A 14797-nucleotide genomic window follows, 5' to 3' on the forward strand; every position below is an offset into this window, starting at 1 on the left:
CCACGGAGCTGATCACCCGTCACCACCAGCGCAGATTTACCACTGTGGGTAGCTGCCGCGGCGCGGAGTGACATCGGCTCCGGGTCGGCCATGGGGAGGTCGCAGTGCCATTGCTCGCGGGGAGATATCGGCTGGGGGAAGCCCTCGGCCAAGGCGGCAGTTCGGTGGTGCACTACGGCTTCGACACGACCCTGAAGCGCCCCGTCGCCATCAAGATCTTCGACGAATCGGCGACGGATGTTCTGCGTGAGGCCCGCACGGCGGCCGGCCTGAGCCACCCGAACATCGCCCAGGTCTACGACTACGGCGAGGTCGTCGACGGCACCGACCGTACGCCTTATCTGGTGATGGAGTTCGTCGACGGCGAGACCCTGTCCGACCGCATCGCCCGCTCGGGCGCCCTGCGCTGGCGCCAGGCCGCCGAGATCGGCAAGGAGACCGCGTCCGCGCTGGCCGCCGCCCACGCGCAGGAGCTGGTCCACCGCGACGTCAACCCGCGCAACATCATGCTCACCTCCGAGGGCGTGAAGGTCCTCGACTTCGGCATCGCCATCGCCGCCGGCCACAACAGCATCGACATCAGCGGCGCCCTGTGGGGCAGCCCGTCCCACCTGGCCCCCGAGCAGCTGCGCGGCGAGCCGAGCTATCCGTCGGCCGACGTGTACGCGCTGGGCCTGCTGCTGTTCGAGTGCCTCACCGGCGCGAGGGCGTGGCCCGGCGCCAGCCTGGTCGAGGTGCTGGCCACCCGCCACGGCCGCCCCGCACCGCGCCTGCCGCGCATCTCCGGCCTGCCCCGCGACATCATCCGCCTCTACGAGGCCTGCACGGCCGAGGACCCGTCGGCGCGCCCCACGGCCCTCGAGATCGAGGAGATCTTCCGCGGCTTCGCCCCGACCCCGCTGACCCGCCCGGCCAGCCACATCCCGCCGATCCGTTCGGCCGCCCACCCGGCACCCCTGACGGTGGCGACGTCACCGTCGTCCCGCTCCCCGCGCCGCTCCCGCCGCCGCGTCACGGTGGTCGCCTCGGCCGCGGCGGTCGCCATCATCCTGAGCATCGTCGGCGTCCAGCTGGTCAACGGCACCGGCACCCCAGGCGGCAAGACAGCCGAGGCCGCCGTCGAGGGCACGCCGGCGCCACCCACCACACCGGCGAAAACCACCAGCCCGGCCCCGTCCTCCTCACCGACTTTCGAGCCGGCCGAGGAGACAACAGAGACGACCAGGTCCGAGGTACGCCGAAAGAACACCACCCACACGAAGGCGCCCGCCGCCAAGCCCACAAAGACGAAGTCCCCGTCCGCCACCCCGTCGGCGTCCCCGAGCAGCGAGCCGGAGACTTCCGAGCCGTCAACCGAGCCAACCCCGACGAAGACCACGGACGACCCCGAGCCCCCGGTGGAGCCGACCGACGACCCGACGGAGCCGACGGACCCGCCCACCACGGAGGACACAACGCCGCCGACCACAAAGCCGGCCGAGCCGGTCGACAACAAGACGGTCGCCTGAGCTCCCTGCGCCCTCGGCTTCGACCATGACAATGAACCGGTGCCCGTGGACGACCCCCAGCTGTCGCAGCTGCTGCACGACCTCGACGACCGCGACAGTCTCGAGTTCCCGGCGGATTACGATCACCGACGGACACGAGCCCGATTCGAGCAGTTGGCGCAGCGCCTGAACGCTGACTTCGGCTGCCAATGTCGAGTCGACCGGGACGTGCAGGACGCAAGCCTGCGCGGCCGCATCGACATCCCCGCTACCGCGGCCACCACTGGTCGGCCGCTGGTGGTGAGCGTCAGCAATTTCGGAGACCTGGCCGTCCTGTCGGTGGACAACCCCGGCGTCTGGACCGACGCCGAGGCCGCCGCCCTGCTCCATCCCGACGATGCCCTGCGGGTCGAGACTGTTCTGACCGGTCTCGGATATGCCTTCGTTCCTGAAGAGCCGCTCTGGGCGCCCTACGACGGGGTCTGGGATCCGGCGGTCTTCGGTCCGTCCAAGCCGACCTGGTGGATCCGCTACTTCGATTACCTCTGAACGAGGCCGAACACTAGATCATCCGACTCGGATCTGAAACCGGTCAACAGAAGCCCGACAGATCGGCCGACGGTTCGGTGGAACTGCCCAGAAAACGGTGTAACTCGATGTTGAGCGGCATTTGAGAGCGGCTTGAGCGCTTTCGCGATCGCGCCCCAGTGCTGCCGACCGGCGTATTTGAACCGGGCCTTCACCACCGTCATCGGTCCAGGGGCCGAGGATGTCGCGGGTTCCCTCGGAGGTGACTGCCAGAGCGACGTAGAAGTGGCCGGTTGGCGGCCTTGATAAGTGCGGCCGGCCACCGATCCGCGACGTCGTCGCGGCAACACCGATGGGCAGTGCTGCCGGCGACGACGTCGGGATGTGGTGTCAGGTGGTGGGTGGGGCTGTGGTGTAAACGGTGGGGTCGCCCTGTTTCAGCCAGATCTGTGGGTTGTCGATGGGGGTGAAGGCGCGGTCGCCGCCGGGCTCTCGGGTGGTGGGGACTGTGTCGCCTTTGGGGAGGTGCATGATGAAGTTGATCGGCTTGGTGTCGTCGGTCAATGGGATCTCGTAGGAAGCCCAGCCGTTCTCGATGCGGGTTGCTGGCCATGGCTTGTCCCAGGCGATCTGGGCCAAGGTGGCCGGGTCCACCGCGTCGCCCCACAAGTGCAAGCCCCAACCCGTGTAGTCGGCGGCCGGGCGGTAGTAGTGCACGGTGGCCGTGGTCAGGGGTGGGCCGGCGTAGCGGACTGTGCGGATGTCGCTCACCGCCGCAGGCTCCTTCAGCACCGCCCGGTAGCGGATCTGGGTGCCTGCGGCCAGGTTGAGCGGGGTCAGGTTGTCGAAGACCGTGTAGGCGGGTGAGGAGTCGTCGCGGCCGATGGTGGTCCACGGGCCGCCGGCCACGCTGCGTTCGAAGCGGACCACGTGCGTCGAGCGTTCCGGGTCGGCTACCGCTCGGACCTCCACGGTGCCCCTGACGTTGGCGGACTCGGCCGGGGCCTCGATGGTCAAGGACGGGGCCGGGACCCGGGCCGTACGAGTGGAACTGGCTCTGCTGTGGCCGTTGTTGTCCAGGACCACGGCTCGATAGTGCACCGGGGTGCCCGCGGGCAGGCCCGACACGTCGTGGAAGACCTGGTACGGGGCGTTGTCGTCGGTGCCGATGGGCTGCCACGCGCCGTGGCCGGACCGGGCGTAGAAGGTCACCTCGGCGAAGGACGAGCCGGCGACGGTGGCCGGCACGTGGATGCGGCTGGGCGTTGCCGATGGAGTGGGCTGGCCGAGGGACACCGCCGGGGCGGCCTTCGACGGTGGGATGCGGCCGGACGAGGCGTAGACGACTGTGGACAGCGGCGGCACGGTGACGGTGATGGTGCGGTCGGTGGCCGATCGCACGGTGGCGGGGCCGGCCCCGTACACCAAATCGAATTTGCCCTTGGAGATGTAGGTGGGGATGGTGGCGGTGCGGGGCTGCTCGCTGTTGTTCAGGGCGACAACGAATTCACGGTCGCCCGTGCGGGAGAACGCGTAGACGCCGGCGCCCTCGTCGGCGTAGCGGTGCTGATGGGCGCCGTCGCGCAGGGCGGGGTAGCGCCGGGTCAGGTCGGCCAGGTCGGCGATGCCGCGGTAGAGGGGGTGTGTGGTGACGAAGTTGTCCTGGGCGTGTGTGGCCGTGGTGCCCAGCAGGTCGTCGTCCAGGTATTCGGGGACGCGGCTGGCGAACAGGGTCTGCCGGGCGTCCTGGTCGCCGCCGGGGCCGGTGAAGCCCTGCTCGTCGCCGTAGTAGACGACCGGGTTGCCGCGGGAGAGGTACATCAGCTCGTGGGCCAGGCGGTCGCGCGACACCCACTCGGCGTCGCCGGCGCCGGGGTTGTCGGCCTGCACGAAGGAGCCGATGCGGCCCATGTCGTGGTTACCGAGGAAGGTGGGCAGCTGGTAGACGTTCGAGTCGGCGTCGGTGTACCAGTCGTCGGCGGCGAAGAACGAGCCCAGCGCGGAGGCGGACTGGCCGCGTGAGGCGTAGTTGCGGGCCGCGTCCTGGAACGGGAAGTCGAGCACCGCCTGCATGCGGTCGCGGGTGGTGAACTGCGAGGTGAAGCTGCGCGACGTGTCGAAGACCTCGCCGAACATGAAGAACTCGGGCTTTCCGTGTGCACGGGCGAACGACAGCACCTCGGGGCCGAACTTCTGCCAGAACTCGTCGTTGACGTGCTTCATCGTGTCGATGCGGAAGCCGTCGATGCCGAAGTCGGCGATCCACTTCTCGTACACCTCGGTCATGCCCTTGACCACGCGCGGGTGCTCGGTGAACAGGTCGTCGAGGCCGAAGAAGTCGCCGTAGAGCGAGTTCTCGCCGGTGAACGTGGTGTCGCCGCGGTTGTGGTAGAGCGTGACGTCGTTGAGCCAGGCCGGCACCTTCAGGTTCCGCTCGGCCGGGTCGAGGACGGGAACGTACGGGAACGACTTCTTCGGGTCCATCGCCGGGAACGTCGCCTTCCCGGCGTAGTCACGGTCGTCGAACGGGCGCCCGGCGGCGTCGCGATAGGGCGAGACATCTTTCGAGACGTACGCCTGCCGCGCGCCCGACTCGTAGCCGATGACGTCCGCGGTGTGGTTGGTGATGATGTCGAAGTAGACCTTCATGCCGCGGGTGTGCGCGGCGTCGACCAGCGACCGCAGCTCGGCGTTGGTGCCCAGGTGCGGGTCGATCTGGGTGAAGTCGGTGATCCAGTAGCCGTGGTAGCCGGCCGACGGGCCGTCCTCGAGCTGCACGGCTTTGTTTTTGAAGCTGGGTGTCAGCCAGATCGACGTGGTGCCGAGGCGCTGGATGTAGTCGAGGCGCCGCTGCAGCCCGGCCAGGTCGCCGCCGTTGTAGAAGCCCTTGCGGGTCGGGTCGAAGCCGGAGACCAGCGGGTCGGCGCCGAGGCCGCCCTGGTCGTTGGCGGTGCGGCCGTTGTCGAAGCGGTCGGCCATCACGAAGTAGAAGTTCTCGTCGGTGACCGGTGCCCGCAGGGAATGCCGGCCGGACAGCGCGCCCGCGCCGGCCGCGGCGGGCGTGCTGAGCGCGGTGGCGGCCAGAACGGCGGACGTGAGTACGGCCAGGCCTCGTTTGATGCGCATGGGATCGACCGTAATGGATGATCAACTGCGTGAGCAGCAGAATGTCGGATGCATTCGCTATCCCCCAAGCGCGTGATTAGGCATCGCGATGGTTGACCCCGGACAAGCAACGTTTCAAGACTGTCTGCTTGAACCGGCCGATCCGGGAAGGTCATCGTGACGCTGACGCTCACCCACGCCGTGGACAACGCGACCGTCGAGCTGGCCGTGCGCGGCCGGTGGACCCGCCGTACCGCCGTCGACGTGTACCAGGCGCTGTGCAAGGGCCTGGCCGAGCACCCGTCCGCGATCATCATCGACGTGCGCGAGATGAGCGACCTCGACGGCGCGAGCGCCCCCACCTGGATCGCCGCCAGCCACGCCGCGCAGACGCTGCACCCGCCGGCCCAGGTGGCGCTCTGTGCCCCGCCGACCCGCCGGCTGGTGCGGCGGCTCCGCCAGCTCGGGTGCGCCCGGTTCATGTCGCTGTTCGTCACCGTGGACCAGGCCCGCTCGGCCGTGGCCGGCGCCCTGCCGGTGACCGACCGTCTCCAACTGCGCTGGCTGCCGCCGCACCTGGACGCGCTGATCAACGTCCACGACCTGATCGCGCTGGCCGACCGCGCGTGGGACGTCCCCACGATGGCCGGCACGGCCCAGGACGTGGCGCGTGATCTGGTCGAGGACTCGCTCGCGTTCGCCGCCACGCCCATGCTGTTCACCATCTGTCGCCGCAGCGGCAGCCTCTACCTGTCGCTGCGCGACCGCGATCCCACCCTGCCCCCGCTGCGCCGCCCGACGGACCGGCTGCCGGTCGTCACCGCCCGCAGCTTCGTCTGGGGTGCCGCCGCGATCCACGACGGCAAGGTGGTCTGGGCGGTCGTGCGCCCCGATCAGTGAGCCTGGGAAGGCCGGATGTTCTGGTTGAGCCGGAACAGGTTGGTCGGGTCGTAGCGGTCCTTCACCGCCACCAGCCGCTCGTAGGTGTCCTTCGGGTAGGCGGCGCGCACCCGGTCCTCGCCGCCCTCGCCGGTGAAGTTCACGTAGGTCGCCGAGTCCGGGCCGAGGGCACCGGTCGCCGTCCGGGCCCACTCCACCGCGGCCGGGTAGCCGCCGGCATCGGCCGAGCGGGCCACCACGTTCAGGATGAAGTCGCGGTCGCGGGAGGCGAAGGCCGTCGCCTCGGCCGGCACCCGGCCCATGGCGCCGCCCAGGTGGTGCACGTGCACCTCGGAGATCGGATTCGGGACTCGGGCGTACGCGTCGGTGAGCGCGCTGATCGCCGACGCGTCGAGGTCGCCGAAGAACGCCGAGCGGAAGTAGTTCCACATGCCCCGCGGATACAGCGGGTCGAGAAGGCCCTGCATGGCGGTGTACGGCATCGGGCCGAACAGGTCGGTCACCACCGGCGCCAGCTCGCGGAACGGGCGGGTCGCGGCGTCGCCGTCCTCGGGGCGGCCCGACCACATGCCGCCCACGGCGGTGATCGGCTTGCCGTGGATCTCGGCCGGCAGGAACGGCGCCGGCGGGGCGGTGGTCAGGTTGACCAGTGTGGTCAGCTCGTCCGGGGCGCCCCTGGTGGCCTCCCGGTAACCCCGCAGGACCCGCTCGGCGTCCTCGCCGCGATAGAAGACCAGGCCGCCGAAGATGGCCGGGCCCACGTCGTACAGCCGGAACTCGAACGAGGTGACCACGCCGAAGTTGCCGCCGCCGCCGCGCAGCGCCCACAGCAGCTCGGGGTGCTCGTCCTCGCTGACGTGCAGATAGCGGCCGTCCGCGGTCACGACGTCCGCCGCGACCAGGTTGTCGCAGGTCAGACCGCACCGGCGGACCAGCCAGCCGATGCCGCCGCCGAGCGTGAACCCGCCGATGCCGGTGCTGGAGACCAGGCCGCCGGTCAGGGCCAGGCCGAACGCCTGGGTCTCGGCGTCGACGTCGCTCCACAGGCTTCCGCCCTGCGCGACCACGGTCCGTCGGCCGGGGTCGACGCGGATGCCCTTCATCGCGGACAGGTCGATCACCAGGCCGTCGTCGACGGTCGAGAAGCCGGGGATGCTGTGCGCGCCGCCGCGTACGGCCAGGGGAAGTCCCTCGCTGCGGGCGAACTCGACCGCCTTGAGAACGTCCGCCACCCCGTGGCAGCGGATGATGAGGGCGGGCCGGCGGTCGTGGGCGCCGTTCCAGACGGCCCGGGCCTCGTCGTACTCGGGGTCGCCCGGGCGGACCAGCTCGCCCCGCAGGGCCTGGGCCAGCTCGCCGAGGGTGGCCTCGCCGAAGGATTGTGCTGCGGTCATGACGACTCCTTGTCGCGTCAATGCTTGTCGGCTCCGACGCTAGAAAGCCGGCCTTCGCAACCGCTTAGCACTGCTTAAAGTGGCAGCTCACCAGCCCGGACAAGGCCGATGCGGCAGCCCAGGCGGCGGAACAGCCGCTCGGCCGCGCGCCCGTGCCGGCCGAGGGCCTGCTTGTCGCCATCGTCGCGGGCGAGCTCGGCCGCGAGCAGCCGGGTCCAGGCGACCAGGCGCAGGTAGCCCTGCGGCTCGAACGACTCCGCGGCCTGCTCGGCGAGGATCCGCGCGCTGTCCCGGGCGCCGGCGAACATCTCGACCACGGCCAGGTTGAGAAGGGCGCCACCGGCGCCGGGCCCGTCGTCGACGGCCTCACTGCGATCGAGGGCGGTCCAGGTGAGCCGGCGCCCCTCGCCGGGGTCGCCGGCGGCCGCCGAGAGCAGGCCGAGGTTGGCCAGGGTCAGGTTCTCGCCGCGCCGGTCGCCGAGGCGCTCACGAAGCCGCAGGGCCTCGCGCAGATGCCGGGCCGCCTCGTCGAACCGGCGGGCGTCCCGCTCGGCGCAGCCGAGGTGGTTGAGCGCGTGGGCCAGGCCGGCGGCGTCGTCGATCCGGGCGAACTCGCCGGCCGCGCGGCCGACGGTCTCGAGCGCGCCGGGCAGATCGCCGGCGAGCCGGCGGACATAGCCGAGGGCGGACAGGGCGTACGCGTGACCCTGCACCGCCCCGACGCGCCGGCCCAGCAGCCAGGACTCCTCGAAGACCGGCACCACCGAGTCACCGGCCGGCACCAGCGGCAGGCAGTAGGTGACGACCGGCAGGAAAGGTGCCGCCGCCGGGTCGGCGAGACGCAGCTGCCGCAGGCAGGCCCCGAACCGCCGCCCGGCCGCGGGGACGTCCTCGCGGAAGAGGGCGGCCAGGGCGGCCAGCCAGTGCGCGGTGGCGGTGACCGGCGGATCGCCGCCGCTGGTGAGCGCGTCCTGGGCGACCCGCTCCACCTCGTCGAGCTCGCCGACACCGGCCAGCAGGACGCCACGCATCAGCCGGGCCCGGGCGACAGCATCGGGCGGTCCGGACCGCTCGGCGGCGGCCAGCGCGGCGTCGCCCAGGTGGGGCAGCCGGTCGCTGCATCCCCGGCGGGCCTCGAGGATGGCGAGGGCGAACAGGGCGGGTGCCCGTTCCGGCGACGTCTCCGGTGCCACGGCGAGGACGCGCTCGAGCCAGTCGGCGCCCTCGACGAAATGGCCGCGGGCCAGCCAGAAACGCCACAGGCTGACGCCGAGAAGCAGGGCCTGGCCGGGGTCGTGGCGCAGGGCCCAGCCGAGCGCCGCCCGCAGGTTGTCGTGCTCGACGTCGAGGGCCTGGGGCCGCTCGGCGACGATCCCGGAGGCACGGTCCGGATCGGAGTCGAGCGCGAGCTGAAGGAAGTGGCGGCAGTGGGCGGCGTCGAAGAGATCAGCCTCACCGGCCTCGGCCAGGCGTTCCCGGGCCAGCTGCCGGATCGTCTCCAGCAGGCGGTAGCGCGAGCGGTCGCCCGAGCGCTCGATCTGCACGAGCGACTTGTCGGCGAGCCGGCCGAGGCAGTCGAGGATCTCGTCGCGCGGGAGCGGGCCGCCGGCGCAGACCCGCTCGGCTGACGGCAGCGAGAAGCCACCGGCGAAGACGGCCAGGCGGCGCAGCAGGATCTGCTCGTCGGCGTCGAGCAGGGCATGGCTCCACTCGAGCGTGGCCCGCAGTGTGGCGTGCCGGGTGAGCGGGCCACGGCGGCCGAGCAGAGTCAGCGCCTCATGGAGCCGCTCAGCGATCTCGACCGCCTCCAGATGCGACATCCGCGCGGCGGCCAGCTCGATGGCCAGGGGCATGCCGTCGAGCCGCCGGCAGATCTCCGCCACGGCGGCGGCATTGCCTTCATCAAGAGCGAATTCCGGTCGTACGTCGTGGGCACGGTCGAGGAAGAGCCGCATCGAGGGCGGCATCTCCGCTCCGAGATCGCCGGGGCCGGGCACCTCCAGCGACGGCACCCGGAAGGTGACCTCGCCCGGCGCGTGCAGCGGCTCCCGGCTGGTGGCCAGCAGGGTCACGCCGGGGCAGGCCCGGCGGATCGCCGCGGCCAGCTCGGCGCAGGCGGCGAGCAGATGCTCGCAGTTGTCGAGGATCAGCAGGAGCCGCGCCCGCGCCAGCCGTCCGGTCAGCGTCCGCAGCGGATCAGGCCCGGCCGCCGGATCGAGACCCAGCGCGGCCGCCACCGCACCCGCGACCAGGCGAGGGTCGCCGACCCGGGCCAGGTCCGCGAACCACACTCCGTCCGGCTGGTCGCCGAGCAGCCGGCGGGCCGCTTCCTCGGCCAGACGGGTCTTGCCGGCTCCGCCGACACCGGTCAGCGTGAGCAGCCCGCCCTGGGTGAGCAGCCGATGCACGTCGGCGATCTCCCGCTCCCGCCCGACGAAGCTGGTCAGGGCGGGCACAAGATTGTGCCGGGGCACCGTCCGCTGGTCGCCGTCGCTCCTGCCGGTGAGCAGGTTGCGGTAGAGGCGGCGGGTTTCCGGGTCGGGGTCGCTGCCGTAGTCGGTGCGCAGGTCGTCGCGGAGTCGTTCGTAGCGGGCCAAGGCCTCGGGGCCGCGGCCGGCGGCGGCGAGGTGTCGCATGAGGCCGCGGACCGCGCCCTCGTGCCGGGGGTTCATGGCCAGGGCGCGCTGCAGCGCCGCGAGGGCCTCGCCGGGGCGGTCGGTGCGGGCGGCCAGGTCGACGAGAACCTCGCCGAGCAGTTCGCGCAATTCGTCCCGGCGCTGGACGGCCCACTCCTCGAACCGGTCCTCGGGCAGCAGATCGCCCGCATATGCGGCCACCGCCGCGCGCAGGTCGGCCGGGTCGCCGCCGGACCGGGCGGCCTCGGCCAGTCGTTCGAAATGGGTCACGTCCACGTCGACCGGTTCGCCCGCGCGCAGCGCCACCACGTCGTCGTGCAGCTCCAGCAGACCGGCGTGGGGCCCGTCGCCGGCCAGCGCCCGCCGGGCCATGTGCAGCGCCTGGTGCAGGTTGTTGGTGGCCGGTGCGGGGGCCCGCCCCGGCCACAGCGTCTCCAGCAGCACGTCGCGGTGCATCCGCTGATCCGGCGCCAGCGCGAGCAGCTTGACCAGCGTCCGGGCCTTGCGCAGGCGCCACTCGCGGGCTTGGACGGGCGACCCGTCCCGGTCCACGATGAACCCGCCGAGCATCCGGATCCGCAAGCGCGACCTCCGGCCCCAGCTTAGAGGCCCCGGCCGAGGGCTTTCTCCACTGCTTCGGCCACGGCCAGCAGGGCCGGGTCTTCGAAGACCGGCCCCTCCAGGGTCAGGCCGACCGGCAGGCCGTCCTCGGTGCGGCCGGCCGGCAGGGACAGCATCGGGACGCCGGAGACCGTTCCGGGGGCGGCGTTGCGGATCGACGTCGCGAAGGTGGGCACGTGGTGGCCGTTGTGCTCGAACGTGACGTCCTCGCCGACGCGTGGCGGCAGCACGTGGGTGGTCGGTGCGATCAGCGCGTCGGCGCCGGAGCTTTCGAACAGGCCGGCGTACGCCTGGCGCAGTCGCCAGCGCTGGGCCCGGTGCCGTTCGTAGTCGGCGGGCGAGACGGGCTCGTCGACCATGATCTGCATGATGCCCTTGACGTCGGGAGAGGCAACGGCGTCAAAGGATTTGGTGGTACGGGCCCTGAGCAGCCGCAACGTCTCGAAGAGCACGATCGGCAGGCCGGCCTCGCCGGCGAGGGCCAGGTCGTCCGTCAGGTCCAGGTCGACCAGCTCGGCCCCGGCCTCGGCGAGGGTGTCGAGCGCGGCCGACAGCACCGCGCCGGCCCGGGGGTCGATGTCGTGGAAGCGCCCGCGCAGCACTCCCAGCCGCACACCGGCCAGGCCGGGCCGGTCGGCGGCCGGGCGCGAGCTGGTGATGACGCGGTCGACGCGGCGCACGTCGGCGACCGTGCGCGCGTGCAGGCCGACGGTGTCACGGGTCGTCGAGATCATCACGACGCCGTCGCCCGGGTAGCGGCCGGTCGACGGGCGGAAGCCGACCACGCCGCAGAACGACGCGGGCAGGGTGACCGAGGCGCCGGTGTCGGTGCCGAGGCTGAAGGGAACCGTGCCCAGCGCGACCGTGGCCGCGCTGCCGCCGCTGGAGCCGCCGGCCACGCGCTCCGGGTCGTGCGGGTTGCGCACCGGGCCGTACGCGGTGTTGTTGCTGGTGATGCCGAGGGCCAGCTCGTGCATGTTGGTCTTGCCGGCCACCACCGCGCCGGCCGCGCGCAGGGCGCTGACCACACCGGCGTCGACCTCGGCGACGGCGCCGGCCAGCAGGGGGCTGCCGGCCGTGGTCGGCGTGCCGGCCACGTCGATGTTGTCCTTGACGGCGAACGGGATGCCGGCCAGCTCGCCGCCGCCCGCCGGCTCCTGGTGCAGCGTCGTCACGTACGCACCATGGGACTGCTTTGTCTTTTCGGCGTGAGCGATCGCCTCGGCGCGCCGGGCGTCACGATCGGCGGGACCGAGCGCGAGCCACGCGCCGAGGCCGACCGGCGGGGACCCGGGCGCGGCGTGATCTGATCGGTGCATGACCTTGGACGTTACCCGTATCCGGTCCGCCTACCCAGCCCTGGCCGAAGGCTTCGCCCAGCTCGACGGGGCCGGCGGCACCCAGCCGGCCGCCGTGGTGATCGACGCGATCGCCGGGGCGATGCGGACGGCGGTGTCGAACCGCGGCACCGCCCACGAGCCCGCCCGCCGCTCCGGTGAGATCGTGGCCGCGGCCCGGTCGGCGGTGGCCGATCTGGTCGGCGGCGACCCGGCCGGTGTGGTGTTCGGGCCGAGCGCGACCGCGCTGACCTATCTGGTGGCCCGCACGCTGGCCCGGGGCTGGGGGCCGGAGGACGAGGTGGTGCTGTCGCGGCTCGACCACGACGCGAACGTCCGGCCCTGGGTGCAGACCGGCGCGACCGTCCGCTGGGCCGAGATCGACCCGGCCACCGGCGAGCTCGACGCGGCGCAGTACCGCGAGCTGATCGGCCCGCGCACGCGTCTGGTCGCGGTGACCGCGGCCAGCAACGCGGTCGGGACCGTCCCGGCCGTACGCCAGATCGCCGACCTCGCCCACGCGGCCGGCGCCCTGGTCTTCGTCGACGGCGTGCACGCCACCGCGCACCGGCCGACCGACGTGGCCGCGCTCGGCGCCGACTTCTACGTGACCAGCGCCTACAAGTGGTCGGGCCCGCACTACGCCGCGGTCGTGGCCGACCCGGCGGTGTGGGAGCCGCTGCACCCGCAGAAGCTGATCCCCTCCCCCGCCGGAGCTCCCGACCGCTTCGAGTTCGGCACGCTGAGCTTCGAGCTCCTCGCGGGCGTCACCGCGGCCGTCGACCACCTGGCCGGCCTGTCCGGCTCTGGAGAGGGTGACCGCCGCACCCGGTTGCTGGCGAGCATGGCCGCGGCCGCCGAGCACGAGGCCCGGCTGCTCGACCGCCTGCTGGCCGGGCTGGCCGCGATCGACGGGATCACCGTCCTGACGGCGCCGGCCGACCGCTGCCCCACCGTCTCGTTCCGCGTCGCGGGCCAGGCGCCGGCCGAGACCGCGAAGGCCCTCGGCGAGCTGGGCGTCTGTGTCTCGCACGGCGACTACTACGCGGTCGAGTACTTCGAGGCGCTGGGGCTGCGCGCCACCGGCGGGGCGGTCCGGGTGAGCCTCTATCACTACAACACGGACGAAGAGGTTGAGCGCCTCCTGCAAGGGTTTTCCCTGATTCGGGGATAGATATCCGTAGATAGCGTCGCTCCTGTAACCGAGAGGAGCACACAAATGCTACGAAAGCCCCTGGTCTTCGCGCTGGCCGCCGGCACCGCGGCGGCCTCCGCGATGGTCGCGGTGTCCGGACCGGCCGCCGCGCAGGCCCCCACGCCGTCCGCGGACGCGGTCGCACAGGCCGACGCCGTGGTCGCCGGCCGCCCGTCGGTTCTGCGGGCCAGCTCGCACGACACCTTCCACCGCAGTCAGGTCTACAAGTCGCAGGGCCTCACGTACGCGGCGTACGACCGCAATTACAAGGGTTTCCCGGTCAAGGGCGGCGACTTCGTCGTGGTCACGGATGACGCCGGGCAGACCCGCTACACCTCGGTCGCGCAGAGCAGCCCGATCGGCGAGCTGTCGACAGTGCCCACGGTCTCGGAGGCCGCGGCCGTCGCGACCGCGAAGAAGCAGCTCACGACCGTGAGCGGCGTCGAGACGACCCGCCTGGTGATCGTCGCCCCCGAGGGGCAGACGGCCAAGCTGGCGTACGAGACCACGGTCAACGGGACCAGCGCCGAGGGCGTCAGCCGCCTCACCGTCGACGTCGACGCGGCGACCGGCAAGGTGCTGTCCACCGAGGAGCACGTCACCGAGGCCACCGGCACGGGCACCGGCTGGATCAACGGGTCGGTGTCGCTCAACACCACCCAGTCCGGCTCGACGTACTCGCTCAAGGACCCGTCGGTCACCAACCTGAGCTGCCAGGACGCCTCGACCCGGACCACGTTCAGCGGATCCGACAACGTGTGGGGCAACGGCAACGGCACCAGCAAGGAGACCGGCTGCGTGGACGCGCTCTACGTGGCGCAGAAGCAGACGGCGATGCTGTCGTCCTGGCTGGGCCGTAACGCGCAGAACGGCTCCGGCGGCGCGTGGCCGATCCGGGTCGGCCTGAACCAGCAGAACGCCTACTACGACGGCACCCAGATCCAGATCGGCAAGAACACCGCCGGCAAGTGGATCTCGTCGCTCGACGTGGTCGGTCACGAGCTGGGCCACGGCATCGACGACAAGACCCCGGGCGGCATCTCGAAGGGCGGCACCCAGGAGTTCGTGGCCGACACCATCGGCGCGGCCACCGAGGCGTTCGCGGCCAACCCCAACGACCCGTTCGACTACCAGGTCGGCGAGGAGGTCAACCTGGTCGGCAGCGGCCCGATCCGCTACATGTACAACCCCTCGCTGGCCGGTGACAGCAACTGCTACTCCAGCAGCACGCCGGGCTCCGAGGTGCACGCCGCGGCCGGTCCGGGCAACCACTGGTTCTACCTGCTGGCCCAGGGCAGCGGCGGCAACGGCCAGCCGGCCAGCTCGACCTGCAACGGCACCACGGTGACCGGCGTCGGCATCCAGAGCGCGATGAAGATCATGTACAACGCGATGCTGCTGAAGACCTCCAGCTCCTCGTACGCCAAGTACCGCGTGTGGACGCTGCAGGCCTCGAAGAACCTCTACCCGGGCAGCTGCACCCAGTTCAACGCGGTCAAGGCCGCCTGGAACGCGGTGAGCCTGCCGGCCCAGTCGGGCGAGCCCACCTGCTGATCTCCCCCGATAACGAGGCCCGCTTCCACCCTGGGAGCGG

Annotated in this window: 9 protein-coding genes; 5 read left to right on the forward strand and 4 right to left on the reverse strand. The window is 71.9% G+C overall.

From position 1 onward, the window contains the following. Positions 1 to 104 precede the first annotated feature (104 nt). On the forward strand, positions 105 to 1508 hold the full coding sequence (locus CRP55_RS39085; protein ID WP_097327038.1) for a serine/threonine-protein kinase: 1404 nt from the start codon (positions 105 to 107) through the stop codon (positions 1506 to 1508). A gap of 39 nt (positions 1509 to 1547) precedes the next feature. Beyond that, positions 1548 to 2036 carry a hypothetical protein gene (locus tag CRP55_RS39090; RefSeq protein ID WP_097327039.1) on the forward strand — a complete coding sequence of 163 codons (489 nt, stop codon included), beginning with the start codon at positions 1548 to 1550 and terminating at the stop codon, positions 2034 to 2036. A gap of 369 nt (positions 2037 to 2405) precedes the next feature. Here the strand turns inward: CRP55_RS39090 and CRP55_RS39095 are convergent, their stop codons facing one another. Continuing rightward, positions 2406 to 5141 (reverse strand): alpha-amylase family glycosyl hydrolase, encoded by a 2736-nt coding sequence (locus tag CRP55_RS39095; protein WP_097327040.1) that lies wholly within the window; start codon positions 5139 to 5141, stop codon positions 2406 to 2408. A gap of 156 nt (positions 5142 to 5297) precedes the next feature. On the opposite strand from CRP55_RS39095, the gene CRP55_RS39100 reads away from it, so the two are divergent. Next, a complete protein-coding gene (locus CRP55_RS39100) occupies positions 5298 to 6020 on the forward strand; it encodes a hypothetical protein (RefSeq protein WP_097327041.1) in 723 nt (240 codons plus the stop codon). On the opposite strand, the gene CRP55_RS39105 is transcribed toward CRP55_RS39100, so the two are convergent. The 3 genes from CRP55_RS39105 to CRP55_RS39115 form a co-directional block, all read right to left on the reverse strand. Then, positions 6014 to 7414 (reverse strand): FAD-binding oxidoreductase, encoded by a 1401-nt coding sequence (locus CRP55_RS39105; protein WP_097327042.1) that lies wholly within the window; start codon positions 7412 to 7414, stop codon positions 6014 to 6016. The genes CRP55_RS39100 and CRP55_RS39105 overlap by 7 nt on opposite strands. 74 nt (positions 7415 to 7488) lie before the next feature. Next, entirely contained in the window at positions 7489 to 10632 is a 3144-nt protein-coding gene (locus CRP55_RS39110; protein ID WP_143235227.1) for an ATP-binding protein, read from the reverse strand. A gap of 20 nt (positions 10633 to 10652) precedes the next feature. Further along, positions 10653 to 11990 carry an amidase family protein gene (locus tag CRP55_RS39115; protein WP_097327044.1) on the reverse strand — a complete coding sequence of 446 codons (1338 nt, stop codon included), beginning with the start codon at positions 11988 to 11990 and terminating at the stop codon, positions 10653 to 10655. Between CRP55_RS39115 and CRP55_RS39120 the strand changes: the two genes are divergently transcribed. Together CRP55_RS39120 and CRP55_RS39125 are read left to right on the forward strand one after the other, a co-directional pair. Further along, positions 11989 to 13182 carry a cysteine desulfurase-like protein gene (locus CRP55_RS39120; protein ID WP_097327045.1) on the forward strand — a complete coding sequence of 398 codons (1194 nt, stop codon included), beginning with the start codon at positions 11989 to 11991 and terminating at the stop codon, positions 13180 to 13182. The genes CRP55_RS39115 and CRP55_RS39120 overlap by 2 nt on opposite strands. A 45-nt stretch (positions 13183 to 13227) precedes the next feature. Further along, a complete protein-coding gene (locus CRP55_RS39125) occupies positions 13228 to 14757 on the forward strand; it encodes a M4 family metallopeptidase (protein ID WP_097327046.1) in 1530 nt (509 codons plus the stop codon). Positions 14758 to 14797 lie beyond the last annotated feature (40 nt).

The organism is Paractinoplanes atraurantiacus, assembly GCF_900215205.1.
In the GTDB taxonomy this organism is placed as follows: domain Bacteria; phylum Actinomycetota; class Actinomycetes; order Mycobacteriales; family Micromonosporaceae; genus Actinoplanes; species Actinoplanes atraurantiacus.

Excerpts from the sequence above, each read along its gene's own strand:
- CRP55_RS39095 (WP_097327040.1), bottom strand. The coding sequence starts at position 5,141 with ATGCGCATCAAACGAGGCCTGGCCGTACTCACGTCCGCCGTTCTGGCC.
- CRP55_RS39105 (WP_097327042.1), bottom strand. The coding sequence starts at position 7,414 with ATGACCGCAGCACAATCCTTCGGCGAGGCCACCCTCGGCGAGCTGGCC.
- CRP55_RS39120 (WP_097327045.1), top strand. The coding sequence starts at position 11,989 with ATGACCTTGGACGTTACCCGTATCCGGTCCGCCTACCCAGCCCTGGCC.
- CRP55_RS39115 (WP_097327044.1), bottom strand. The coding sequence starts at position 11,990 with ATGCACCGATCAGATCACGCCGCGCCCGGGTCCCCGCCGGTCGGCCTC.
- CRP55_RS39125 (WP_097327046.1), top strand. The coding sequence starts at position 13,228 with ATGCTACGAAAGCCCCTGGTCTTCGCGCTGGCCGCCGGCACCGCGGCG.